Source organism: Oribacterium sp. oral taxon 102 (assembly GCF_013394775.1).
Classification (GTDB): Bacteria; Bacillota; Clostridia; order Lachnospirales; family Lachnospiraceae; genus Oribacterium.
Window position 1 is genome coordinate 1,036,795 of record NZ_JABXYT010000001.1, and the last position, 26,221, is coordinate 1,063,015.

Consider the following 26,221-nt stretch of genomic DNA (forward strand, 5'->3'; position numbering starts at 1 on the left):
GAAAAATCTGAGGGAAAAGGACTACGGGAGAGGGAAAATGACGATAGAGGAAGAGGTTTTCGGAAGACGGCAGGCGATCCCGGAGAGGCTCCTTGCCTGCGGCTTCCGGATGTCCCCGGAGGACGGGACGCTGCAAAGGGAATACTCTCTCATGGATGGGCAGTTCCTCGCGCGGATTCGCATTACAGGGAATCGGGTGCATGGGAGGGTATATGAGACGGAGAGCGGCGAGGAGTATTTGCCGTTCCATGTGCGTTCGCAGAGGGGGAGCTTCGTCACGGCACTTCGGGAGGACTATATTCGGATTCTCAAGGCGCTCTCTATGCAGGGCTTCACTGCACCGTCCTTCGTTTTTGCGCAGAGCAATCGTCTCAGCGAATGGATAGAGGAGCGCTACGGGGACCGCCCGGAGTATCCCTTCGCTTCGGAGGATACCGGCGCAGTTTTCCGGAATCGAAGAAACGGGAAATGGTATGGGCTGCTGCTCTCGGTAGGGAGATCAAAGATAGAAAGACCTGTGGAGGCGGAAGGCGGCAGAGGGCAGGCAGATAATGTACGAAGAGGCAGCGGGAGCGGGCAGGCAGCAGGCCGGAAGCAGAGGAAAAGGACGCAGGAGCAAGGAGAGGAAAGCGCAGCGGAGGAAAGGGTAGAGGTGCTCAATGTGAAGCTGCCTCCGGAAAGAATTCGGGAGCTTCTGGAGCGTCCCGGATACTTTCCCGCCTACCACATGTCGAAGAAGAGCTGGCTCACGGTGATTCTGGACGGGACGCTTCCGGACGAGACAGTCAGAGCGCTTCTTAAGGAGAGCTTCGAGCTGGTCGAGCGGGGGAAGGCGAGGAAAAAAAAGGAGATTCACTGTTGGTTGATTCCGGCGCACCCGAAGTACTATGATATCGTGAGCGGTTTTCGGGAGCAGGCGGTACACAGCTGGAAGCAGAGCGCGGCGGTGCACGCCGGGGATATGGTATATATCTATGTCGGCGCGCCGGTTTCCGCGATTCTCTACCGCTGCGTCGCGGAGGCGGTCGATCTGCCTGCGGAGCAGGAGGAGGCACTCCTGAAGACGGTGCCTGCGAAAAAGCGGAGTCCTGCACGGCAGATGCGCCTCCGGCTGCTCGAGACCTACTCGGAGACGCGGATGCCGCGGAAGAGGATGCAGGAGCTCGGCGTCTACGGCGTGCGGGGACCGCGCGAGATGCCGGAGGAGCTGCTGCGGGCACTCTGGGAGGAGACAGGAGAAGAATGCAGATAGAGCTTCAGGAGGCGCTCAGCCTCGAAAAGATCATGGACAGCGGACAGTGCTTCCGGGCATGCAGGCTGGATCAGTACGAGGCGGCGGGCGGAATACCGCTTTACCGCTTCATTACGGGGGAGAATGTACTCTATGCGAGACAGCTCGGAAGGAGCACGCTCGGGCTTTCCTGTACGGAGGCGGAGTGGGAAGAGGTCTGGACACCGTATTTCGATCTCGGGGAGAGCTACAGCGCTCTCTGCCGAGAGACGGATGCCGGAGATGCCTATTTGCAGGCATCTATTGTCTATGGGGAGGGAATTCGGGTACTGCGGCAGGATCGCTTCGAGGTGCTGATCTCCTTCCTCCTCTCCCAGAGAAAGTCGATTCCGGCGATTCGTACCTCCGTGGAGCGGCTCTGCGAGGGCTTTGGCAGGAGAAAGCAGACAGAGTACGGCAGTGTGGCACTCTTTCCGGACGCGGCGCGCATTGCGGAAATGTCGGACGGCGAGCTTCGGGACTGCGGACTCGGCTACCGCGCAGCCTACGTGCGGGATGCGGCGGAACGGGTGCTCTCCGGCGCGCTGCCGCTTTCGGAGCTTGACGCGCTTTCGGATCAGGAGCTCTATGAGGCGCTCTGTACCGTGCGGGGGGTAGGCAGAAAGGTTGCGAACTGCGTGATGCTCTTTGCCTACCATCGGGTCGAGCGGGTGCCGGAGGACGTCTGGGTGAATCGGATCGTCGAGAAGCGGTATCAGGGGCGGAATCCCTTTCCTGCTTACCGGAAGGCGGGGCTCCTGCAGCAGTATATGTTTTACTATGCGATTCAACACAAGACAGAGATGAATGGATAGGAGTGAGGGATGTCATTTTCCTTTTTTGCGGCGATGTCGCGGCTGAAATATATTGAACGCTGGGCACTGATGCGGAATTCCAGAGCGGAGAATCTGAGCGAGCACAGTCTGGAGGTTTCGATGCTTGCGCACGCGATTGCCGGGATCGGACGGGTTCGCTACGGGCGGACGGCATCGATCGATCGGGCGGCGGTGCTCGCGATGTATCATGATGCCTCGGAGATCATCACGGGGGATCTGCCGACTCCGGTGAAGTACTACAGCCGCCAGATCAAGGAGGCGTACAGGGAGGTCGAGAGACGGGCGGAGCGGCAGCTCCTTAAACGTCTTCCGGCGGATCTCCGGCCCCTCTATCAGGAACTGTTTTTTTCGGAGGACTCGGAGGAGGAGCGCTATCTTCGAAGCGTGGTCAAGGCGGCGGACCGCCTCTCCGCCTATATTAAGTGCATCGAGGAGGAGCGCGCCGGAAATACCGAGTTCCGAAGCGCGAAGCAGACGATCTGGGAGGATATTCAGGAGCGGCAGGAGCAGCTGCCGGAGCTTCGGGACTTCCTCAGGGACTTCCTCCCATCCTATGGGAGGACGCTGGACGAGCTGGAGCTCGGTGCGCAGGCGGATGCAGGGGAGCCCGGAGATGCCGGGGCGTGAGAGTTCGGCATTCCGGAGGGAAGAGAAAGGAAACCGCGAAAACGCATGGGCTTTGTATACGAGATAAAAGAGGGGACGGAGCCCTATATAGAGCTTAGGGGCTATGAGGGCAGGATCGAATATCTGGAGATTCCGGAGCGGCTTTCGGATCTTCCGGTTCGTGTGATCGCGGCGCGCGCCTTCTGGCGGCGGCAGGATATCCTTTCGATCTGCCTCCCGCCCTCTGTGCGGGAGCTTCATGCCTTTGCTTTCTACAATTGCCGGAATCTCCGGCATCTGTCTCTCAGTGATTCGGTGAGAGATTACCATGACGGCGTTCTGAAGCTCTGCGAGGCACTGCGGGAAATCGAGATCGACTTCCGCGAGGGGGACTTCCGTCTCCTGAAGGAGCTTCTGGGGGATCATGACGGGGGAATTCGCTGTCATCTGCATTTTCCCGATGGACAGGAGGCGGAGCTGTATTTTCCGGATTTCGCGGATGACTTCGAGGAGGACACCTATGCGAGGGCACTGCATGAGCGGATCGAGGGCAGCGGATATATGTACCGGCAGACCGTGAAGCGTACAGAGCTCGACTTCCGGCAGTATGACAGGATATTCGAACGGGGGAAGCATGAGGCGCTGGCAATTGCCGCGCGGATCGCCCTTTCCAGGCTGCGTTACCCCTACCGGCTCTCGGAGGAGGCGGCGCTTCCGTATAGAGCCTATCTGATGGAGCGGAATGCCGCGTTGCTGTCCCTCCTCCTTGCAGAGGGAGAGGAGGCATCGATTCGTTTTCTCGCCCGGGAGGGGCTTCTGACGGAGGAGGGGATCGCAGCAGCGCTGCCGTTCTGTGCGGAGCGGAGGCTTGCGGAGCTCACGGCTGTGCTGCTGAACTATCGGGAAGCGCACTTTATGCGGCGAAGCGCGCCGGAAACGTTTGTGCTGTAGGGGATACCGGTGGTTCGGTTGGTACCGATACTTCGTTTCGTACCGGTGGTGGGATCGTACAGTCCGCCGAAACAGCCGGAACAAAGGACGATAGAGCATTGGAAAGGGGGAGAGGATGAAGACGAGACTTGCGCTGGACAGGATGGGGAAGCAGATCCTGAACCAGTCCCGGACGGAGCTGCTTCTCGCGATGCGCTTCATGGCGCGTCCGCTGAACAGTCTCTCCTATGAGATGGATCTGCGGACGCAGCGCGTCGGTACCGACGGGGAGCGGATCCGCTTCAATCCGGAGTTTCTGCTTCATCTCTTCATCGAGAGTCCGCAGAAGCTGAACCGGCTCTACCTGCACCTCCTCCTGCACTGTTTGTTCCGGCACCTTTACAGCGGGGATGGCAGGGAGGCGGCGCTCTGGAACCTCGCCTGTGATATCCATGCAGAGTCAGTGCTGGATTCGATGGACTATGCGCTCATTCATCGTCCGCCGGGTGCGTTCCGTCAGCAGAGCTATGAGACATTGACGGCGCGCTGCCGGGTGCTGACGGCAGAGCGGCTTTACCGGCACTTTCTCTCCGCGCCTCCGGAGACGGCGGAGCTCCATGCCCTGCAGCAGGAGTTCACGAAGGATGATCATCAGTTCTGGATACTGCCGGGAGAGCAGGGGGAGCAGGAGCTGCCGGAGGGCGCGGCATCTCCGCAGGACAGTGCGGGGGGAGTGGATGAGGAAGATAAGAGCCGGGATGCGCCGCAGCAAGAGGGAAGAGACGGAGGCGACGGTGATGTGACAGAGGAGCCGGGAGAAGAGGAGAAAGGGAAGGAAGGAGAGGGCGGAGGGGCCGCCCGCGCCCGGACGCGGCGCAGAGAGCGGGAGGAGCAGTGGAGAGAGGACGGAGAGCGGCTGAAGTCAGAGCTTCGCACGCTGGGATCTGAGGCAGGGACGGAGCTCGGGAGTCTGCAATGGCAGCTCGAGCTGCAATATAAGCGCTATCCGGACTTCAGGGATTTTCTTAAGTATCTGATGGTGGAGCGGGAGGAGCTTCGGATCGATCCGGATTCCTTCGATTATGCATATTACCATTACGGCATGACGATCTATGGCAATATGCCGCTGATTGAGGAGAACGAATACCGTGACGCACGGAAAATCGAGAAGCTGGTTCTCGCCATCGACACCAGCGCCTCCTGCAAGGATATACTGGTGCAGAAGTTTCTGAATCAGGCGGCGGGAATCCTTTCGGACAGGGACGGATTTTTCCGGAGGGTGGAGGTTCACATTCTGGAATGCGATGACCGCATCCGGCAGGATATCGTGCTTCACGATGTTGCGGAGCTGGAGCACTACAGCAGAGGCTTTTCTCTCCGGGGCGGCTACGGAACAGACTTCCGTCCGGTCTTCTCGGAGGTGGAGAGGCGGATGCGAGACGGGAGACTTTCGGGGCTTCGGGGGCTTCTGTACTTTACGGACGGCTACGGCAGCTATCCGCAGAGACCGACGCCCTACCGGACGGCGTTTGTCTTTCCGAAGGACGAGGATTACAGTGATGAGGACGCCCCGGACTGGGCGCTGAGGTTATATCTATGAATATCAAAGAGGCGAAACAGGAGATTATTCATACGGTGCAGGCATATCTCCGGAAGGACGAGACGGGAGCATACCGGATTCCGATGGAGAAGCAGCGCCCGATCTTCATGCTGGGTGTGCCGGGGATCGGCAAGACAGCGATCATAGAGCAGGTCGCAGAGGAGCTTAATCTGAATCTCGTATCCTACACGATCACCCATCATACCCGGCAGTCCGCCATCGGGCTCCCGTATATTTCCAGACGGGAATATGGAGGACAGGAATATTCGGTTACGGAATACACGATGTCGGAGATCCTGGCCGCGGTCTATGACAGCATTGCGCGCTCCGGCGTGCGGGAGGGGATTCTCTTTCTGGATGAGATCAACTGCGTATCGGAGACACTGTCCCCCACGATGCTGCAGTTTTTGCAATACAAGACCTTCGGCATGCATCATGTGCCGGAGGGCTTCGTCATTGTCACGGCGGGGAATCCGCCGGAATACAATCGTTCGGTGCGGGACTTCGATATCGCGACGCTGGATCGCGTGCGGCTGCTCCGTGTGGATGAGGATTTCGGGGTATGGAAGGAATATGCTTACCGTGCCGGCATACACGGGGCGGTGCTTGCCTACCTCGAAATCAAGAAGGATCATTTCTATCGAGTGCAGCAGGAGATCGAGGGGAAGCGCTTCGTGACGGCGCGGGGCTGGGAGGATCTGTCCCGCATTCTTCAGGTCTATGAGGAAATGAAGCTTCCGATTACGGAGGAGCTGGTTTCGGAGTATGTCGCGGATCGGGAGATCGCGCGGGACTTCGCGCTCTACTATGAGCTCTATCAGAAATACCGGAACAAATACCGCATCCCGGAGATACTGGGCGGAAGCTTCCCGGAGGACACGACGACGATTCTGAATGCGCCCTTTGATGAGAAGCTGTCCCTGCTGTCTCTCCTGCTTGACAGTCTGAACCGATCGTTTCGCCGCTATGCGGAGGACAGAAACGTCTATCGGCTGGTGTTTTCAGAGCTGAAGTCGATCCGTGCCATGGCAAAGGAGGGACAGGAGGTCAGAACGCTTCTCCGCAGCACGATCGAGGAGAGAGTGCGGCGGCGGGAGGCGAGAAAGCGCACGAAGACGCTCGACCGGACGGAGGAGAGGCTGGAATCGCTTAGCCAGAGCCTGCTGGAGGAGCTCGAAAGGGAGCTGGTCACGCAGGGAGAGTACAGCTTTGATTTCCTGAAGGCATGCTTCGAAGAGAGGGAGGCAGAGCGGCAGCGGCAGATTCGAGAGAGCGGCGACAGACTCACGAATGCTTTTGAGTTCATCCGGCGGACATTCGGGGAGGGGCAGGAGCTGGTGCTTTTCCTCTCGGAGCTGTCCTCCGCCTATTACAGCCTGCAATTCCTCAGCGAGGTCGGAAACGACGCCTATTACAAATACAACCGCTACCTGCTGATGCAGGATCGGAAAACAGAGCTTCGCAGGGAGATAGAGGAGATGCTGCTGTGAAGCAGGGAGGATGGGAACACAGCGGAAGGAGCCGTTGGCGCTGTTCGGGGAAGGGACTGGATTTTTTGCTGTATAAGAGGTAAAATCTATAGACGTTCCTGTCCTTCGGGCAGGGCAGCATTACGAGGATGGATCCTACGCCGCACTCCGGCGGCAGAAAGAGGAAAACATGGCAAAGAACTATTCAATGGAAACGATTGTCTCTCTCGCGAAGTCCAGAGGCTTCGTATACCCGGGCTCCGAGATCTACGGCGGACTTGCCAATACCTGGGATTACGGCAACCTCGGCGTCGAGCTGAAGAATAATGTCAAGAAGGCATGGTGGAAGAAATTCATTCAGGAGTCGAAGTACAATGTCGGCATCGACTGCGCGATCCTGATGAATCCGCAGACCTGGGTCGCCTCCGGACATCTCTCCAGCTTCTCCGATCCGCTGATGGACTGCAAGGAGTGTCACGAGAGATTTCGTGCGGACAAGCTGATCGAGGATTTCGCGGCAGAGCATGCCATCGCGCTTTCCGGCTCCGTGGACGCCTGGTCCAGAGAGGAAATGGAGCAGTTCATTGCTGCGCATCAGGTGGCATGTCCGACCTGTGGCAAGCACAACTTCACCGGTATCCGACAGTTTAACCTGATGTTCAAGACCTTCCAGGGCGTGACCGAGGACGCGAAGGACGCGGTCTACCTCCGCCCGGAGACGGCGCAGGGCATCTTCGTAAATTTCAAGAATGTACAGAGAACCTCCCGAAAGAAGCTTCCGTTCGGCATCGGACAGATCGGCAAGTCCTTCCGGAATGAGATCACACCGGGCAACTTCACCTTCCGCACCAGAGAGTTCGAGCAGATGGAGCTGGAGTTCTTCTGCAAGCCCAATACCGATCTCGAGTGGTTCGCGTACTGGAAGGAGTTCTGTCAGAACTGGCTGCTGTCCCTCGGGATGCCGAAGGAGATGCTGCGCGCCCGCGATCATGAGAAGGAGGAGCTGTCCTTCTATTCCAAGGCGACGACAGACCTCGAGTTCCTCTTCCCGTTCGGTTGGGGCGAGCTCTGGGGCATCGCCGACCGGACGGACTACGATCTTTCCCGCCATCAGGAGGTTTCCGGCGAGGATATGAGCTATTTCGACGACGAGAGCGGCGAGCATTATCTGCCCTATGTCGTGGAGCCGTCTCTCGGAGCAGACCGTGTGACGCTCGCCTTCCTCTGCGCCGCCTACGATGTAGAGACGCTGGAGGGTGGGGACGAGCGTACCGTGCTGCGCTTCCATCCGGCGCTGGCGCCGGTAAAGATCGGCATCCTTCCGCTGTCCAAGAAGCTCTCCGCTTCTGCGGAGAGGGTTCACGAGGAGCTCTCGAAGTACTGGTATACGGAGTTCGACGACAGAGGAAATATCGGCAAGCGCTACAGAAGACAGGATGAGATCGGGACGCCGTACTGCGTGACTTACGACTTCGACTCGGAGACGGATCACTGCGTGACCGTCCGGGAAAGAGACAGCATGAAGCAGGAGCGGGTAGCTATCTCGGAGCTCAAGGCATACTTTGAGGAGAAGCTCGCTTTCTGAAGGCTTACCTGAACTGCTGCCTTTTTGCTGTGCGGACAAGGGGCTTGACAGGGAATACGGGGGAGCGGGACGGCGGGTTCGGCTCTCCCTTTCCGTATCTGCGCCCGGTTCGGGGCTCCACGCGGTGGTACTAAATTCACACTTCGTTCCACTCGTGTTCCTTAAGTACCGGCGTCCTGCATGCTTTTGCAGCATCCCGCCTGTTGGCACATAGCTTTTCGGATTTAATCAGTGTTTCCTTAAGTACCGGCGTCCCGCACGCTTTTGCAGCATCACGCCTGTTGGCACGTAACTTTTCCGATTTAATCAGTGTTTTCCTAATTTACAGGAGGCGTCAATGCGTTCTATGAGTCTGATCGGCAGACTGGCGGTCAGCTTCGGACTGAGCACGGTCGTGCCGATTTTTCTGATGTACCTTTCCTTTCGGGGCTTCACGACGATGACGACCAACGTCGTCATTCTGATGTTCGTCGGGCTCTTCTTCGTCGCGTGGATCTACAGCGGGATCCTGAAGCCGGTGGGGGAGCTGAAGGACGCAGCACAGCGGATCGAGGGTGGAGATCTGGATTTCACACTGGAGGCGGAGACGAACGACGAGTTCGGCGAACTGATGCAGGCGTTTGAGCAGATGCGGATGCGCCTGAAGGAGACGCAGGAGGAGAAGATCCGGAATGATCTCGAGAACAAGGAGCTGATCTCCAACATTGCCCACGATCTGAAGACGCCGCTCACGACGATCAAGGGCTATTCCGAAGGAATACTGGATGGCATTGCGAAGAGCCCGGAGCGGCAGAAGAAATATTTGCAGACCATCTGCAGTAAGGCGAACGAGATGAATCGGCTGATCGACGAGCTGAACTACTATGCGAAGATCGAGACCAATAAGATCCCGTACAATTTCCAACACCTGAATGTCGCGGCGTATTTCTCGGACTGCGCCGAGGAGATCGGGCTGGACATGGAGTCGCGGGGCTGGCGTTTTCACTATGAGAACGGGGTGGAGGAAAAGGTGGAGATCATTGCCGATCCGGAGCAGCTTAGGAAGGTCATCAGCAACATTATCTCCAATTCCGTGAAATATATGGATAAGGCTGCGCCGGAGATCGGAATCGTCCTGAAGGACGCGGGGGATTTCGTAGAGGTTTCGCTCTCCGACAACGGGAGGGGGATCGCGAAGGCGGACCTCCCCTATGTTTTCGAACGCTTCTTCCGTGCCGATTCTTCGCGGAATTCTACGAAGGGCGGCTCCGGCATCGGGCTTTCTATCGTTCGGAAAATCATCGAGGACAGCGGCGGACGGATCTGGGCGAACAGTGCGCCGGGGAAGGGAACGACTCTGCATTTCGTGCTTCGGAAATACATCGGGCGAAGGGACTTCGAGAGCTGAGACAGGACGGCGGCATCGGGAACGGTGCCCGGAAAGGAAGAAAATGGACGAAAAAAAGAAAATTCTGATTGTGGAGGATGAGGAGAGCATCGCTGAGCTGGAACGGGACTATCTCGAGCTTTCCGGCTTCTTAGTGGATATCGAGGCGGACGGGGAGCAAGGGGCGAGACGGGCGCTCGAGCAGGACTATGATCTCCTGATCCTCGATCTGATGCTGCCGGGGAAGGATGGCTTCGAGATCTGCCGTGAGGTTCGGGAGCAGAAGGACATCCCGATTCTGATGGTCTCTGCGCGGCGGGACGACATTGACAAGATTCGCGGGCTGGGACTCGGGGCGGACGACTACATGACGAAGCCCTTCTCCGCCAGCGAGCTGGTGGCACGCGTCAAGGCGCACCTCTCCCGCTACGAGAGGCTGCTGGGCTCCGGCAGGGAGGAGAACAGCACGATAGAGATTCGCGGGCTTCGCATCGACAGCACGGCGCGCCGCGTCTGGGTCAACAATGAGGAGGTGGGCTTCACCTCGAGAGAGTTTGATTTGCTGCTCTTCCTCGCGTCTCACCCGAACCATGTCTATACCAAGGAAGAGCTGTTCCGCGAGATCTGGAAGATGGACTCTGTCGGCGACATCGCAACGGTGACGGTGCACATCAAGAAGCTGCGCGAGAAGATCGAGCAGAACAATGCCGCACGGCCGCAGTATATCGAGACGATCTGGGGTGTCGGCTACCGGTTCAAGGTCTGAGCGTGCGGGAATGGTGTGGGCAAAGCGCTGACAAATGCAGGCGGCTTTTTCCGAATATTCTTCCGTATATGCCGAAATTATTGTTTGGAAACGCTTACATCTATCTTCGCACTTTACTAAAATGCTTCTGTCACGTATAATCTTTTTGGTGATTTTGTAGAAGGAATCATCATTTGATCAGGATTTTAGATGGAGGATGAGAATGGCTAGAAAATGGGTTTACTTGTTCACAGAGGGAAATGCCGATATGCGCGAGCTGCTCGGCGGTAAGGGCGCGAACCTTGCGGAGATGACGAATATCGGACTTCCGGTGCCGCAGGGCTTCACGATCACGACCGAGGCCTGCACGCAGTACTATGAGGACGGACGTGAGATCAACGACGAGATCATGGGACAGATCAATGAGTACATCGGCAAGATGGAGGAGATCACCGGCAAGAAGTTCGGCGACCATGAAAACCCGCTTCTGGTATCGGTTCGCTCCGGTGCGCGCGCTTCCATGCCGGGCATGATGGACACCATCCTGAACCTCGGTCTGAATGAGGAGGTCGTCAAGGTCATCGCGGAGAAGTCCGGCAATCCTCGCTGGGCATGGGACTGCTACAGAAGATTCATCCAGATGTATTCCGATGTCGTAATGGAGGTCGGCAAGAAGTATTTCGAAGAGCTGATCGACAAGATGAAGGAGGAGAAGGGTGTGAAGCTCGACGTCGAGCTCTCCGCAGAGGATCTCCATGAGCTTGCGAACCAGTTCAAGGCAGAGTACAGGGAGAAAATCGGCGCAGACTTCCCGACCGACCCGAAGGAGCAGCTCTACGGTGCGATTAAGGCGGTGTTCCGTTCCTGGGACAATCCGCGTGCCAATGTATATCGCCGCGACAACGATATCCCGTATTCCTGGGGAACCGCTGTCAACGTACAGTCCATGGCGTTTGGAAACATGGGCGACGACTGCGGTACCGGCGTTGCCTTCACGAGAGATCCGGCAACCGGAAGCAAGGGGCTGTTCGGCGAGTTTCTGACCAATGCGCAGGGAGAGGACGTTGTAGCAGGCGTGCGTACCCCGATGCACATCCGTGAGATGGAGCAGAAGTTCCCGGAGGCATTCCGTCAGTTCGTCGAGGTCTGCAAGACTCTCGAGGAGCATTACAGAGACATGCAGGACATGGAGTTCACAGTGGAGCATGGCAAGCTCTATATGCTGCAGACCAGAAACGGCAAGAGAACCGCGCAGGCAGCGCTGAAGATCGCCTGCGACCTCGTGGATGAGGGCATGAGAAGCGAGAAGGAAGCGGTTGCCATGATTGACCCGCGCAACCTCGATACGCTTCTCCACCCGCAATTCGATCAGAAGGCACTGAAGGCAGCTACGCCGCTTGGCAGAGGACTCGGCGCATCTCCGGGCGCAGCCTGCGGCAAGGCGGTTTTCACAGCAGATGATGCGGCTGCATGGGCTGCAAGAGGCGAGAAGGTCGTTCTCGTTCGTCTGGAGACCTCTCCGGAGGATATCACCGGCATGAAGTCCGCACAGGGAATCCTGACCGTGCGCGGCGGTATGACGAGCCATGCGGCTGTGGTTGCCCGCGGAATGGGAACCTGCTGTGTATCCGGCTGCGGCGACATTGTCATGGATGAGGCGAACAAGCGCTTCACACTCGGCGGACAGACCTTCACCGAGGGCTCTGAGATCTCCATCGATGGTACGACGGGTGCAATCTATGCCGGGCTGATCCCGACGGTAGATGCGACAATCGCCGGAGAGTTCGGACGTATTATGGGCTGGGCGGACAAGTTCCGTAAGCTCGGCGTGCGTACCAATGCGGATACGCCGACGGATGCGAAGAAGGCAAGAGAGCTCGGCGCTGAGGGTATCGGTCTCTGCCGTACCGAGCATATGTTCTTCGATCCGGAGAGAATCGCAGCTTTCCGTGAGATGATTTGCTCCGATACGGTAGAGGAGAGAGAGGAGGCGCTCGCCAAGATCCTTCCGTACCAGCAGGGAGACTTCGAGGCGCTCTATGAGGCGCTGGAGGGCAATCCGGTGACCATCCGTTTCCTGGATCCGCCTCTGCATGAGTTCGTGCCGACCGAGGAGGGGGAGATCGAGGCGCTCGCCAAGGCGAAGAACAAGACCGTACAGGAGATCAAGGACATCATTGTCTCCCTGCATGAGTTCAACCCGATGATGGGACACAGAGGCTGTCGTCTCGCGGTAACCTATCCGGAGATCGCCGCAATGCAGACCAGAGCTGTGATCCGTGCGGCGCTGAATGTACAGAAGAAGCATCCGGACTGGAAGGTGGAGCCGGAGATCATGATCCCGCTCATTACCGAGCTCAAGGAGCTGAAGTATGTCAAGAGGGTCGTGGTAGAGACTGCGGATGCGGAAATCGCGGCTGCCGGCGTAGCACTCAGGTATCAGGTCGGCACCATGATCGAGATCCCGAGAGCCTGCCTGACCGCAGATGAGATCGCGAAGGAAGCGGATTTCTTCTGCTTCGGTACGAATGACCTCACACAGATGACCTTCGGCTTCTCCCGCGATGATGCCGGAAAGTTCCTGAACGCGTACTACGATGCGAAGATTTTCGAGTCGGATCCGTTTGCGAAGCTGGATCAGGAGGGCGTCGGCAAGCTGATGAAGATGGCGATCGAGCTGGGCAGACCGGTGAATCCGAAGCTGCATATCGGTATCTGCGGAGAGCATGGCGGAGACCCGTCTTCCGTAGAGTTCTGCCACCGGATCGGACTGGACTATGTGTCCTGCTCGCCGTTCCGCGTGCCGGTAGCGAGACTTGCTGCTGCACAGGCAGAGATCAAGAACCCGAGAGCCTGAGGGGAGCTGCGGCCGGAGCGTATAGGATAAGAGGGGGTGTCGGAGGAATCCGGCACCCCTTTCAGCTTCAATCCCGGATCGAAGCTTACAGAATGATGAAATCCGGCGGAAGCTGTCACGGGATTGTTCCTTACGTACCGCTGTTCCGCACGCTTTTGCGGCATCACGCCTATTGGTACGTATCTTTTCCGATTTAATCGGAGTGAACAATAAAAAATGACATCCGACAGAGGAAATCAACTATTTCCGGTGGGGGGCAGGAGTATGGGAAATCTGCAAACGATATCAGGCATCGTGGAAATGGCGGGGATCATCGCTTTTTCTATTTCCGGAGCGATGATTGCAGTGGAGGAAGAGGTCGATTTATTCGGCATACTGCTGCTGGGGCTGATTACGGCAATGGGAGGAGGTGTCATGCGGGACGTATTGCTGGGGCTCTTCCCGTCCGCAAATTTCTATAACTATCCGGGCATCATCGCCTCTCTCGCGAGCTCCGCGGCGGTCTTCATCATAGCCTATACGCATAGAGATTACTATTTCCGGCACAGCGGAAGAATCGCAGCGATCAATAATGTGGTGGATTCGCTGGGTCTTGGTCTCTTCAGCGTCACCGGAGCGCATACGGCGATGCAGGCGGCTGGCGGTGAGAATATCTATCTGCTGGTTTTCATGGGAATGCTGACCGGTGTCGGAGGAGGACTCATCCGGGATACCATCGCGGGGCGGAAGCCTGTGATCCTCACACGGCACATCTATGCGGTTGCGTCCATTCTCGGCAGTTTCTGCTACTGTCTTTTTGTATTATACGGGCTGCCGGGCGGCGAGGCGTCCGTTCTTGGCGTGACGCTGGTTTTCGCGATCCGGATTTATGCGACGAAAAAGTGCCTGAATCTGCCGCGGGTGAGCCGAAACAGCTGACAATTCCGACCGGAGACAGCTTCCTTCCCTCCCGTATACAGAGGCTTGTGCGGCTGCTGCCGGGAAAGGGGGGAGGAGGGAAGCTGGGATGTGTGGCTCTGGAATTTATGGAATGGAGAAGTATAGACCGGAAAAGGGTGAGGAATTGTGAAAGCTGTCCTTTCCGCTGGAGGATTCCGGCAGGAAAAGAAAAGTAAGTTGTGGGAATCTCACAAAATAGCGGAAAAAAGGGCGGAAAAGCGCGCAGCCGCCTGCAGATGCTGGGCAGGATTACGAATAATTGGCGCCAATCCGATTGATTGGGAAAGAAATTTTGTACGAATTAACAAACATAAAAGCGAAACAGCACAACATGTCCAATTTTCCTCTTGTTTTTTCGGAATTTGTTCCGTAGAGAATTCGTTTGCAAAATAATAAAATAACTGACAAGATATAGAAAAAATATTTTCTATTGGAGCAGCATTGCTTTACTAAAAGGAGAAGAGATATGTCTAGTGTACAGCTTAAAAATGTGGTTAAGAAGTACCCTAACGGCTTCGTAGCGGTTAAGGACTTCAACCTGGAGATTGAGGATAAGGAATTCATCATTTTCGTAGGACCGTCGGGCTGTGGCAAATCCACGACGCTCCGTATGGTAGCGGGGCTTGAGGATATCAGTGACGGCGATCTCTACATCGACGGCAAGAGAATGAACGATGTGGAGCCGAAGGACAGAGACATCGCGATGGTATTCCAGAACTATGCGCTGTACCCGCACATGACCGTTTATGATAATATGGCGTTCGGTCTGAAGCTCCGCAAGGTGCCGAAGGACGAGATCGACAAGAAGGTGCACGAGGCAGCGAGAATTCTGGATCTCGAGCATCTGCTCGACAGAAAGCCGAAAGCACTTTCCGGAGGACAGAGACAGCGAGTTGCTATGGGACGTGCGATCGTCCGCAGACCGAAGGTATTCCTGATGGACGAGCCGCTCTCCAACCTGGATGCGAAGCTCCGCGCGCAGATGCGAGTAGAGATTGCGAAGCTGCATAAGTCTCTCGAGACGACCATTATCTACGTTACGCATGATCAGACCGAGGCTATGACGCTCGGCACCCGCATTGTCGTACTGAAGGACGGTGTGATTCAGCAGGTCGATACGCCGGAGAACCTCTACGACACGCCCTGCAATAAGTTCGTTGCCGGCTTTATCGGATCTCCGCAGATGAATATGATCGATGCAGAGTGCAAGGAGGAGAACGGAGACGTCACGCTGACCTTCGCAGGACATACGATCGCGCTGAATGAGAAGAAGGCGAAGTCTCTGAAGGATAAGGGCTATATCGGCAAGACCGTGACCCTCGGCATCCGTCCGGAGGATATCCACGATGACGACGAGAGCCTCGCAGCGCACGCGAAGTCCATCATTTCCGCAGAGATTCGCGTATATGAGATGCTTGGTGCGGAAACTCTTCTCTATTTCGATCTCGGAGACGCTTCCTGGACGGCCAGAGTCAATCCGAAGACGAAGGCGAGAACAGGCGATACGGTGAAGTTCGCGATCGACGAGAACAAGATCCATATCTTCGATAAGGAAACAGAGCAGACAATCACAAACTGAGCTGCTGAAGCAGAATAAAACAGATCTGAAGGGGCGGAACCGGCGAGAGGTTCCGCCCCTTACTGTATAAGTCCTGTGCGGCAGTGCACAGGACTTATACTATTGCTGAAGCCGGTACTTCCGGTATTTGGAGCTGAAACGGGACAGAGAGATTTTTCGGAGAAGCGAGGGAAGAGGTTGAAAAAAAAAAGAAAAATGAGTATATTATGAAAAAGATGATGTGGAAAACGGATGGTTTTGTACAGATTGGAGCACAGATGATTTCAAATCAGGTTTTACAAGGTACGATCGATTCCTTGAAGGGGATTACAAGAGTAGATATCGCGATTGCGGACATTGACGGAAAGGTACTCGCGTCTACGCTTGCCGAGGAGCAGGAGATCGGGGACATGGTGGTTTCCTTTGCAAATTCGCAGGCGGATTCACAGGCGGCGGGCGGTTTCCAGTTCTTCAAGATCTTTGACGAGCATCAGCTGGAGTATGTGCTGATCGCGCGCGGGGATACGGACGATGTCTACATGGTCGGAAAGCTCGCGGCGTTTCAGATCCAGACGCTGCTCGTGGCGTACAAGGAGAAATTCGATAAGGATAACTTCATCAAGAACCTCCTTTTGGACAACCTTCTGCTGGTGGACATCTATAACCGGGCGAAGAAGCTTCACATCGATATCGGTGTTCGCCGTGCGGTCTTCATCGTAGAGACGAAGAACGGGGCGGACAGCGGGGCACTGGAAGCACTGAAGACCCTCTTTGCCGTGAAGACGAAGGACTTCGTGACGGCGGTGGATGAAAAGAATGTCATCATCGTCAAGGAGCTGAAGCCGACGGAGAGCTATGAGGATCTGATGCGGGTTGCCGAGACGGTGCTCGATATGATGAACACGGAGGCAATGATTCAGGCGAAGGTTTCTTTCGGAACCATCGTCAATGAGATCAAGGAGGTTTCCCGTTCCTATAAGGAAGCGAAGATGGCGCTGGAGGTGGGGAAGATCTTCTATGTGGACAAGGACATCATTGCCTACAATTCCCTTGGCATCGGGCGTCTGATCTATCAGCTTCCGATCCCGCTGTGCAAGATGTTCATCAAGGAGATTTTTACCGATATCTCTCCGGATGAGTTTGACGAGGAGACGCTCGCTACGATCAACAAGTTCTTCGAGAACAACCTGAATGTATCCGAGACCTCGCGCCAGCTTTATATCCATAGAAATACACTGGTGTATCGTCTGGACAAGCTGGAGCGCTCCACGGGACTGGATCTCCGTGTATTCGACGATGCGATCACCTTCAAGATCGCACTGATGGTTGTGAAGTATATGAAGTATATGGAGACGGTAGACTTCTGATAATAAGCCCCGCTCTGCTGAAGCAGAGCGGGGCTTACGGATTCATGGAGAAACAGCTTTACTGGTCTTTTTCCCTGCGCTTACGGATCTCTTCGATTTTGTCGCGGTAAAGCGCTGCTTCCTCGAAGTTGAGTTCTGTCGCGGCAGCACGCATTTTTTTCGTCAGCTCTCGGATCAGCTTTTCGACCTCCTGCCGGTTCATGGACTCAAGATCCTTACGGATGCCCTTCGCATCCTCAGCATCTGCGGCCCGTGAGATCGCGATCAGGTCGCGGACTGCCTTTCGGATGGTTGTCGGCGTGATTCCGTGTGCTTCATTGTACTGCATTTGGAGCGCGCGGCGTCGTTCTGTCTCCTCTATCGTCCGCCGCATCGAATCCGTGATGTGATCGGCATACATGATAACGTGTCCCTCGGCATTTCGTGCCGCTCTGCCGACGGTCTGGATCAGGGAGGTCTCCGAGCGGAGGAAGCCCTCCTTGTCGGCATCCAGAATCGCAACCAGCGTGATTTCCGGGATATCCAGTCCCTCTCTGAGCAGGTTGATGCCGACCAGCACGTCGAATTTATCGAGCCGCATATCCCGGATGATGCTGGCGCGCTCCAGCGTATCGATATCCGAATGCAGATACTTCACCCGGATTTCCGATTCCTTCAGATACTTGGTGAGATCCTCCGCCATCTTCTTCGTGAGAGTGGTGACGAGGATCTTGTTTTTCTTCGCGGTTTCCCGATGGATTTCTGCAATCAGGTCGTCGATCTGCCCGTCGATCGGGCGCACGCTGATCTCCGGATCCAGAAGACCTGTCGGACGGATGATCTGCTCGGTTCGGAGCAGCTCGTGCTCTGCTTCATAGTCTCCCGGTGTCGCGGAGACGAAGAGAAGCTGATTGATCTTCTGCTCGAATTCCCCGAAGCTGAGAGGACGGTTGTCCAGTGCGGACGGAAGCCGGAAGCCATAATCCACCAGCGTCATTTTGCGGGAGAGATTGCCGTTGTACATTCCGCGGATCTGCGGCAGGCTGATATGCGACTCGTCCACGATGATGAGGTAGTCCTCCGGAAAGTAGTCCATCAGTGTATAGGGAGGCTCTCCGGGTTCGGCGAAATTCAGATGCCGCGTATAGTTCTCGATACCGGAGCAGAAGCCGGTTTCCTTCAGCATCTCCACATCGAAATTCGTGCGCTCCGCGATGCGCTGCGCTTCGATCAGTTTATCCTCTTTTTTGAAGTAGCGGACGCGCTCCTCCATCTCTGCGAGGATATTTTTGCAGGCGAGCGTCAGTTTTTCCTGTGAGACGACATAGGGATTCGCCGGATAGATCATCGCGTGGGAAAGGATTGCCTTGGATTTCGCGGTCAGCGGGTCGATCAGCCGGATGCGGTCGATCTCATCGCCGAAGAATTCAATGCGGTAAGCCTGTTCGCTCTCCGATGCGGGGAAAATATCGACGACATCCCCCATGACGCGGAAGCTGCCTCTTCGGAAGTCGATGTCATTCCGGTTGTATTGGATGTCAATCAACTGGCGGAGCAGAGCATCTCTCTCCTTCTGCTGCCCGGGGCGGAGAGAGACTGCCATGTTCAGGAATTCCTCCGGTGCGCCGAGTCCATAGATACAGGAGACGGAGGCGACGACGATAACATCCCGCCGCTCGGAGAGCGATGCCATGGCAGAGTTCCGCAGCTTGTCGATCTCATCATTGATATCAGAGTCCTTCTCTATATAGGTATCTGTCGAGGGAACATACGCCTCCGGCTGGTAGTAGTCGTAGTAGGAGACGAAGTATTCTACGGCATTTTCCGGGAAGAATTCCTTCATTTCCGAGTAGAGCTGCGCGGCCAGCGTCTTGTTGTGAGAGATGATGAGCGTCGGCTTCTGCAATCGCTGGATCACATTCGCCATGGTAAAGGTCTTTCCCGAGCCGGTAACACCGAGCAGGGTCTCGAACTGGTTTCCATCCGTGAAGCCTCTGGCCAGCTCGTCGATCGCCTGCGGCTGGTCGCCGGTGGGTGCGTAGTCGCTGTGCAGCTTGAATTCCATGAGGGAATCCTCCTGTTACGTTTTCGTAAATGGGCATGCAGCCCCGTCACTCTGATTATATCTGTCGTGCCGAAGGAAGCATTGATTGAGTCGGCAGGCGATTCATGAATAAATCAATGCTTCCCTGAGCTTTTACCTATACTATATAGCATAGTCCCGGGTGGAAGGGAAGTGCTTCGGGACAGCTTGGGGAGAATGTCCGGGATGCGCTTTCGCTGCTTGACTATGATATAACTATAGGATATTATAATCTTCGGTGATATGAAAAAATGAAAGGCAGAGTATGCCGGGGTGGGGAAGAGGTTTTCCTGCCGGTATACGAACATACCGTGGCGAACCGTCGCGGCGATATAAGTATAGATCATACAGGACAGGAGCAGGCTATGAGGGCAGACATCATTATGCTTCCCGGAGACGGGATCGGACCCGAGATCGTCGCAGAGGCGAGGAAGGTGCTGGAAAGGACGGCGGTACGCTTCGGACATGAATTTCATTTTCAGGAGCTGTTGATCGGAGGCTGCTCGATCGATGCCTATGGAGAGCCGCTGACGGAGGAGACCATTGAGCGCTGCTGCAGAGCGGATGCGGTGCTGATGGGGGCCATCGGCGGCAGAGTCGGGCAATCTCTGTGGTATGAGCTTCCGCCGGAGAGACGGCCGGAGGCGGGGCTTCTTCGGCTTCGAAAGTCTCTTCGGCTTTTCTGTAATCTCCGTCCGGCGAAGCTCTATTCGGAGCTTCGGAACGCCTGCCCGCTTCGGACGGAGATCGCGGAGCGGGGCTTCGATGTGATGATGGTGCGGGAGCTGACCGGAGGGATCTATTTCGGTACACACAGTACAGAGGAGCTGGACGGGGAGCTCGTAGCCACGGATACGCTGTGCTACAGGGAGAGCGAGATCCGGCGGATCGCGCGGAAGGCGTTCGAAATCGCCGAGAAGCGGGAGGGCAGGCTTTGCTCTGTCGACAAGGCAAATGTGCTGGCTTCCTCCAGGCTCTGGAGAAGGCTGCTCACGGAGGAGGCCGCGCGTTATCCCTCTGTTCGTCTCAGCCATGCGCTGGTGGATTCCACCTCCATGCAGCTGGTGCGGGATCCCGCACAGTTCGATGTGATCGTGACGGAGAATATGTTCGGAGACATCCTTTCGGACGAGATGGCGGAGATCACAGGTTCTCTCGGGATGCTGCCGTCGGCGTCGCTCCGGGAGGATTCGTTCGGGCTCTATGAGCCGAGCGGCGGATCCGCGCCGGATATCGCCGGACAGAATGTCGCGAATCCGCTCGCGGCGATTCTCTCTGCAGCGATGCTTCTCCGCTATTCTCTGAATCTCACGACAGAGGCGGAATGCATCGAGGAGGCAGTGGAGGAGGCGCTGCGGAGGGGCTTCCGTACCAGAGATATCGCGGAGCGGGACAGCGCTGGCGGCCAGCGTGTGTTGTCCACCAGCGAGATGGGAGACAGGATCGCAGAGCAAATCTAAGGCAGGTGCCGGCAGAGTTTCCTGTCAGGAATGGCTGCGATAAGCAGCGAAGCGGGTGGCGAAAAGTTTCTGAAAATCCGATTGACAAGCCTCTGAGAAAGTGCTACAGTACAGAAAATTAAATACCAAACCGATGACAGAGAGTAGTAGTCTATTGAAGAAGTCACAGAGAGCCGCCGGTGGTGGGAGTGCGGTACGGATGAGATAGGTGAATGGACTCTGGAGGGCGTCTCAGAAAGAGCGATCAAGTAGGAGACGACGGGTTCTGCACCGTTATCAGGCAGCGTATATGCTGGTATACGAAAGAGGTCGATTGATTTCGGCAAGATGAGTGGCACCGCGGACTTTCAGGGTTCGTCTCATGTAGACATAGTCTATGTGAGGCGGGCCCTTTTTCTGATCCAGGAGGGAGACGGGGCAGGCGGGGCTGTGCGGCGGACTCCAGCGAGTATCTTTATTCCAAAGGAGGAAACGATGATGAAGAAGACGATGATGGCAGCGCTTACGATGGTATCCGCAGCGGCGGTGCTCACAGCCTGCGGCGGCAGCGCGCCCGCGGCAAGCACAGCAGCAGAGACAGAGAGCACGGCGGCGATTGCGGGAACGGAGAGCAGTGCCGAGCCCTCTAAGGCAGAAGGAGAGGGGAAGGTCTATAAGGTAGGCATCCTGAAATTCGTGGATCATCCTTCGCTGAACCAGATAGAGGACAATCTCTGCGCTGAGCTGGACAGCCTTTCCGGAGACGGGGTGAAGTTCGACTATGCGGACTACAGGCTGAACGGACAGGCAGACGGCAGTGTACTGAACCAGATGACAGCGCAGCTTCTCGCGGATGGGGTCGATGTCATTGTACCGATCGCGACACCGGCGGCACAGATTGTGCAGGCAGCGACGGAGGGGATGGATATCCCTGTGGTATTCTCCGCAGTTTCCGATCCGGTTTCGGCGAAGCTGGTGGATTCCATGGAGAAGCCGGGGAAGAATATCACGGGAACCTCGGACTTCCTGAATACGGATGCAATCATGGATCTGATCTTCGCGGCGAATGCGGATACCGACTATGTGGGACTGCTCTATTCGAAGAGCGAGGATGCCTCTGCGGCGCCGATCCAAGCAGCGAAGGCGTATCTCGATGCGAAGGGCGTGAAGTATATCGAGAAAACCGGCACGACGACCGACGAGGTCTCACAGGCGGTGGATGCGCTGATCGCGGAAGGGGTGGATGCGGTATTTACGCCGACGGACAATACGATACAAAAGGCGGAGCTTGCTTTCTTCGAGAAGCTGCAGGATGCGAAGATCCCGCACTTTGGCGGCGCGGATTCCTTCGCGCTGAACGGGGCTTTCGCAGGCTATGGAGTGGATTACGCGAAGCTAGGAAGGGCTACGGCGGATATGGTGGCGGAAATTCTCGATAAAGGCGCCGTACCGGCAGAGACTGCCGTACAGACCTTCGACAACGGCATCGCGACGATCAATACGGAAACGCTGGACAAGCTCGGCATGAACGACGCGGAGATCAGGAAGGCGTTCGCGCCCTACTGCACCGAAATCGTGGAGACGCAGACAAAGAAGGAATTTGCCAAATAAGTCCCTGTCAGGCGCCAGAATGTCCACCATGCTTGCATGAGCGGACATTCTGGCATCTGACAGGACAACAGGGATGAGCAAAAAAGCGCTGCGAATGAAGAGAGCGGCGCGATTTGCGAATAACTGTTTGCTGCGGCACGGTAGCAGCGAAGCGGCGAAGTGCCGCAGGGACTTATTTGGAACGCAGGTGACAGAATGGAATTGCCATGCTTGCATGAGCGGACATTCTGGCATCTGACAGGACAAATTGTTACATATTCTGGAGGATTTATGACAGGATTTCTGACGGCAGGTATCATTCGGACAGCGCTGGAGGTGGGCCTGATTTACTCTCTTGTGGCGCTCTCTCTCTTCATCAGCTTCAGTATACTGGATATCTGCGATCTTTCGACAGACGGCTGCTATACGCTGGGCTGCGCTGCAGGAGCGGTCGTTACGATCGCCGGGCACCCTCTCCTGGGCATTCTTGCTGCAATGGCGGCGGGGATCGGCTCCGGTTTCCTCACGGCGCTCCTGCAGACCCGCTTCGGCGTGGCGAGCATCCTTGCCGGCATCATCGTGAATACAGGACTTTATACTGTCAATCTGGCAGTGATGGGCTTCTCCTCCAACCTCTCGATCTTCGGCACGGATACGATCTTTTCCCTGTTTAAGGGGCTGAATGAAAGCGCATTCTGGGCGGACTGGAGTACCCTCCTTTTGCTGGCGGCGCTGCTGCTCCTCGTCTGTGCGGGACTCCACTGGTTCCTGAGCACCCGGCTCGGACTTTCCATCCGCGCGACAGGGGACAGCCCTGCCATGGTTCGTGCCTCTTCGATCAATCCCGCGTTTACGATCACGGTTGGGCTCTGCCTTTCCAATGCACTGACCGGACTCGCAGGCGCACTGATCGGGCAGTACAATAAGTCGGCGGATATCAATCTGGGAACCGGAATGGTGACGATCGCACTCGCTTCTCTGGTGATCGGGGAGACGCTGTTCGGAAGGGGGAGAATGTCTGTGAGGATCCTCAGCATGGTGCTGGGCTCCTGTCTCTACCGCTTCATCATGGCGATCGCACTGCGGCTCAGGGTGCCGACGGAAGCCTTCAAGCTGGTTTCCGCCCTGATCGTCGCGCTTGCCATTGCGGCGCCGGCGGCGAAGAGGATGCTGCAGGCGGAATACAAGAAAAGGAAATCCATCAGGGAGCGGAAGCGGGGAGGAAGTCATGCTTAAAATCCGGAATATTTCGAAGACCTTCTACCCGGGGACGGTAAATGAGAAAAAAGCGCTGTGCAGGCTGAGTCTCAGTCTGGAGGATGGGGACTTCGCGAGCATTATCGGTTCCAATGGCGCAGGGAAGTCCACACTCTTCAATGCCATCGCAGGCAGCTTCCTGACGGATCAGGGCTCAATCGAGCTGGACGGAGAGGATATCACCTTCCTGCCGGAGCATATCCGCAGCAGGCAGATCGGCAGACTCTTCCAGGATCCGCTGATGGGAACCGCGCCGCATATGACGATAGAGGAGAATCTCTCGGTGGCGTATCTGCGTGCCTCGGAGCATAAGAGAGCGGTATTCAGCAGAGTGAACCGGGAGGACAGGCGGAGGTTCCGGGAGCAGCTCAGCCTGCTCGATATGGGGCTGGAGGATCGGATGACACAGCCGGTCGGGCTGCTCTCCGGCGGACAGAGACAGGCACTGACGCTCCTGATGGCGACGATGGTGACGCCGAGACTGCTGCTGCTGGACGAGCATACGGCGGCGCTGGATCCGGGGACGGCGGCGAAGGTGCTGGATCTGACGAAGCGCATCATCCGGGAGCGGCAGATCTCCTGCCTGATGGTCACGCATAATATGAATCAGGCGCTGGAGCTCGGGAATCGCACCCTGATGATGAATGCCGGGGAGATCGTACTGGATGTCAGCGGAGCGGAGCGGGCGGAAATGACAGTGCAGACGCTGCTGGAGCGCTTTGCCAGCGGAGCAGGCAGGGAGTTCAACAATGACCGCATCCTGCTCTCTACAAAGGAGGGAATCTAGCAGATCTCGATTTCCATGCCCGGGAATGCGTCCTCCAGCGCTTCCCGCCTGGCGGCAGTCTCCTGCAGTGTCTCGTCGTAGCCGTTCAGCGCGGCGAAGGGCGCAAACTGCGCGGCACGATCCCGGAGAGACATTCGGGGATGTCGAGGGGATTGATGATGCGGATGGAAAAGAATATCCTCATAGGGAAAGTCTTTTTTATCGTCTTTTCGCTCCTCTTTCATGCCTTATGGCCTCCGATCTGCCGGTTTCGTTCGATCATCGTAGCGCCGTCCCGGTAGTTGAGACCGCGCAGCACCGCATTTTTTCCGTAACGGGTCTTGATTGAGAGCATTGCCTGCTGCAGGCTCTGCTCTTTTTTTTCGTTTTTATCATTTTCCTGCCGTGCCTGCTCCTGTGCGGTGTAGTCCGTGAAGAGCGTAAGCTGTTCGAAGGCGGGAGCCTGCGGTAGCTCCCCTGCACGGCGGACGTGGTTTGCGACGAGGTACATTCTGCGAATCAGGAGACCCGGCTCTGCGATGCGGTCGAATAGCGCCGCGGCGGCGTGCAGAATCCTCCGATTTGAAACGGTATAACATCCGAGATTCTGAGAGGAGTGGGATGACTTGGGAACTGCTCTGCCGTAGCGATCCTGCTCGATCGGCCCGTGATACTGTGCCCTGCGCACAGGATCCTGCAGGTTCTCGATATCATAGCCGATGCTGAGGACGAGCTGATCGCTCAGCAGCTTCTTTTCCAGAAGCTCGAAAACCAGTGCGTCCGCCATTTCCAGCAGGACGGTTTTCGCCTGCTTCAAGCCGTAGGGCCTGGACAGAACCTGTCCGGAACTCAGACTGTGCATAGCGGGACGGTAGCTCCGGATATCGGAGATACGGGTCGGTTCATAGCCCCAGGCGTGGTCGATCAGCAGCTCTGCGTTGACGCCGAAGCTTCGGTAGAGCAGCTCTTCATTGTAGAAGTCCTGCGCGCCGCCCTCGGAGCAGCGGGCAATGTCGCCCATGGTGTAGAGCCCGAGAGCTTCCAGCTTTTTCCGGTAGCCGCACCCGACGCGCCAGAAGTCGGTCAGCGGCCGGTGCGTCCAGAGAAGACGGCGGTAGGAATGCTCATCAAGCTCTGCGATGCGGACGCCGTCCTTGTCTGCGGGGAGGTGCTTCGCGACGATATCCATTGCGACCTTCGCGAGGTAAAGGTTCGTTCCGATGCCGCAGGTTGCAGTGATCCCGGTCTGCTGCAGGACATCCCGGATCATTGTCATTGCGAGCGCATGCGCGCTCATGCCATAGGTGCGGAGGTAGCCTGTGACATCCGCGAAGATCTCGTCGATGGAGTAGGCATGGATATCGTCGGGAGAGAGGTACTTCAGATAGATATTGTAGATCTTGGAGCTCGTCTTTATATAATGTGCCATGCGCGGCGGCGCCGTGTGGTAGCAGAGAGAAAGCGATGGATTCCGGGAGAGCTCGGCGATGTCTTCGGTACTGCCGAGGAAGCCCCTCGAACCGGCGTTTTTGCGCCGTCCGGCATTGAACTGCCGTACCTGCTCGACGACCTCGAAGAGCCGCGGGCGTCCGGGAATGCCGATCTGCTTCAGTGCGGGCGTGACGGCGAGGCAGATTGTCTTCTCTGTGCGGCTGGGATCCGCGACAACGAGGCAGGTTGTGAGAGGGTCGAACCCCCGCTCTACACATTCTGCGGAGGCATAGAAGGACTTCAGATCGATCGCGAGATAGCGTCGTCCTTCGGGGGATTCGATTGAACTTTTTTCTGTGTGCATGGCAGGGATGTTTGCTTCCTTTTTGCGTACATATGTTTTTTCTTATAGAAACAGAATATCACAGAACTTCTGTTTTTGCAATACCGAATGGAAGGGATTTTCCGAAACGAGGGCTGGAATACAGGATGGGATATGCTATAATAGGATAACAATGCAGGCAGGAAAACCGCCGACGGCGGGGGAA

20 protein-coding genes and 1 other annotated feature are annotated in these 26,221 nt (G+C 56.5%); of the genes, 17 read left to right on the forward strand and 3 right to left on the reverse strand.

The features are described 5' to 3' along the window. Window positions 1-37 precede the first annotated feature (37 nt). From HW273_RS04765 to HW273_RS04825, 13 genes are all read left to right on the forward strand, one after another. Window positions 38-1,252, forward strand: a complete 1,215-nt coding sequence (locus tag HW273_RS04765; RefSeq protein ID WP_179010690.1) for an MmcQ/YjbR family DNA-binding protein — start codon at window positions 38-40, stop codon at window positions 1,250-1,252. Further along, window positions 1,243-2,085, forward strand: a complete 843-nt coding sequence (locus tag HW273_RS04770) for a DNA-3-methyladenine glycosylase family protein (RefSeq protein ID WP_179010691.1) — start codon at window positions 1,243-1,245, stop codon at window positions 2,083-2,085. The genes HW273_RS04765 and HW273_RS04770 overlap by 10 nt, the downstream gene beginning before the upstream one ends. A 9-nt stretch (window positions 2,086-2,094) precedes the next feature. Next, a complete protein-coding gene (gene yfbR / locus HW273_RS04775) occupies window positions 2,095-2,733 on the forward strand; it encodes a 5'-deoxynucleotidase (RefSeq protein ID WP_179010692.1) in 639 nt (212 codons plus the stop codon). 45 nt (window positions 2,734-2,778) lie between these two features. Then, on the forward strand, window positions 2,779-3,663 hold the full coding sequence (locus tag HW273_RS04780) for a leucine-rich repeat protein (protein ID WP_179010693.1): 885 nt from the start codon (window positions 2,779-2,781) through the stop codon (window positions 3,661-3,663). Window positions 3,664-3,778: 115 nt separating this feature from the next. Beyond that, window positions 3,779-5,242: a vWA domain-containing protein gene (locus HW273_RS04785; protein WP_179010694.1), complete on the forward strand. Its 1,464-nt coding sequence runs from the start codon at window positions 3,779-3,781 to the stop codon at window positions 5,240-5,242. Further along, window positions 5,239-6,732 (forward strand): AAA family ATPase, encoded by a 1,494-nt coding sequence (locus HW273_RS04790; protein WP_179010695.1) that lies wholly within the window; start codon window positions 5,239-5,241, stop codon window positions 6,730-6,732. Before HW273_RS04785 ends, HW273_RS04790 begins: the two co-directional genes overlap by 4 nt. A gap of 169 nt (window positions 6,733-6,901) precedes the next feature. Beyond that, window positions 6,902-8,296: a glycine--tRNA ligase gene (locus tag HW273_RS04795; protein WP_179010696.1), complete on the forward strand. Its 1,395-nt coding sequence runs from the start codon at window positions 6,902-6,904 to the stop codon at window positions 8,294-8,296. 337 nt (window positions 8,297-8,633) lie between these two features. Then, complete coding sequence (locus tag HW273_RS04800) at window positions 8,634-9,683, forward strand: sensor histidine kinase (protein WP_179010697.1); 1,050 nt, start codon at window positions 8,634-8,636, stop codon at window positions 9,681-9,683. Window positions 9,684-9,726: 43 nt separating this feature from the next. Continuing rightward, window positions 9,727-10,428: a response regulator transcription factor gene (locus HW273_RS04805; RefSeq protein ID WP_179010698.1), complete on the forward strand. Its 702-nt coding sequence runs from the start codon at window positions 9,727-9,729 to the stop codon at window positions 10,426-10,428. A 202-nt stretch (window positions 10,429-10,630) separates the two neighbouring features. Further along, on the forward strand, window positions 10,631-13,264 hold the full coding sequence (gene ppdK, locus HW273_RS04810) for a pyruvate, phosphate dikinase (protein WP_179010699.1): 2,634 nt from the start codon (window positions 10,631-10,633) through the stop codon (window positions 13,262-13,264). A 264-nt stretch (window positions 13,265-13,528) separates the two neighbouring features. Continuing rightward, on the forward strand, window positions 13,529-14,182 hold the full coding sequence (locus tag HW273_RS04815; protein ID WP_179010700.1) for a trimeric intracellular cation channel family protein: 654 nt from the start codon (window positions 13,529-13,531) through the stop codon (window positions 14,180-14,182). 487 nt (window positions 14,183-14,669) lie between these two features. Next, window positions 14,670-15,782 carry an ABC transporter ATP-binding protein gene (locus tag HW273_RS04820; RefSeq protein ID WP_179010701.1) on the forward strand — a complete coding sequence of 371 codons (1,113 nt, stop codon included), beginning with the start codon at window positions 14,670-14,672 and terminating at the stop codon, window positions 15,780-15,782. Between the two features lie 257 nt (window positions 15,783-16,039). After that, the gene (locus tag HW273_RS04825) at window positions 16,040-17,128 is read left to right on the forward strand and encodes a PucR family transcriptional regulator (RefSeq protein WP_179012433.1); all 1,089 of its coding nucleotides are present in this window, start codon (window positions 16,040-16,042) and stop codon (window positions 17,126-17,128) included. A gap of 58 nt (window positions 17,129-17,186) precedes the next feature. On the opposite strand, the gene uvrB is transcribed toward HW273_RS04825, so the two are convergent. Next, window positions 17,187-19,172 carry an excinuclease ABC subunit UvrB gene (uvrB, locus tag HW273_RS04830; protein ID WP_179010702.1) on the reverse strand — a complete coding sequence of 662 codons (1,986 nt, stop codon included), beginning with the start codon at window positions 19,170-19,172 and terminating at the stop codon, window positions 17,187-17,189. A gap of 383 nt (window positions 19,173-19,555) precedes the next feature. Here uvrB and leuB point away from each other — a divergent pair, with 383 nt between their 5' ends. The 4 genes from leuB to HW273_RS04850 all read left to right on the forward strand — a co-directional run bounded on the left by leuB (window position 19,556) and on the right by HW273_RS04850 (window position 24,263). Further along, window positions 19,556-20,650: a 3-isopropylmalate dehydrogenase gene (leuB, locus tag HW273_RS04835; protein WP_179010703.1), complete on the forward strand. Its 1,095-nt coding sequence runs from the start codon at window positions 19,556-19,558 to the stop codon at window positions 20,648-20,650. Window positions 20,651-20,774: 124 nt separating this feature from the next. Beyond that, window positions 20,775-21,015 (forward strand) — a binding site (T-box leader). 112 nt (window positions 21,016-21,127) lie between these two features. Continuing rightward, window positions 21,128-22,240, forward strand: coding sequence for an ABC transporter substrate-binding protein (locus tag HW273_RS04840; protein ID WP_179012434.1), 1,113 nt, complete (start codon window positions 21,128-21,130; stop codon window positions 22,238-22,240). A gap of 270 nt (window positions 22,241-22,510) precedes the next feature. After that, window positions 22,511-23,455: an ABC transporter permease gene (locus tag HW273_RS04845; protein ID WP_179010704.1), complete on the forward strand. Its 945-nt coding sequence runs from the start codon at window positions 22,511-22,513 to the stop codon at window positions 23,453-23,455. Continuing rightward, the gene (locus HW273_RS04850; protein ID WP_179010705.1) at window positions 23,448-24,263 is read left to right on the forward strand and encodes an ABC transporter ATP-binding protein; all 816 of its coding nucleotides are present in this window, start codon (window positions 23,448-23,450) and stop codon (window positions 24,261-24,263) included. The genes HW273_RS04845 and HW273_RS04850 overlap by 8 nt, the downstream gene beginning before the upstream one ends. Here HW273_RS04850 and HW273_RS04855 read toward each other — a convergent pair. Both HW273_RS04855 and HW273_RS04860 read right to left on the reverse strand, forming a co-directional pair. After that, window positions 24,260-24,487, reverse strand: coding sequence for a hypothetical protein (locus tag HW273_RS04855; RefSeq protein WP_179010706.1), 228 nt, complete (start codon window positions 24,485-24,487; stop codon window positions 24,260-24,262). The genes HW273_RS04850 and HW273_RS04855 overlap by 4 nt on opposite strands. After that, window positions 24,484-26,037 carry a Y-family DNA polymerase gene (locus tag HW273_RS04860; RefSeq protein ID WP_179010707.1) on the reverse strand — a complete coding sequence of 518 codons (1,554 nt, stop codon included), beginning with the start codon at window positions 26,035-26,037 and terminating at the stop codon, window positions 24,484-24,486. Before HW273_RS04860 ends, HW273_RS04855 begins: the two co-directional genes overlap by 4 nt. Between the last annotated feature and the right edge of the window lie 184 nt (window positions 26,038-26,221).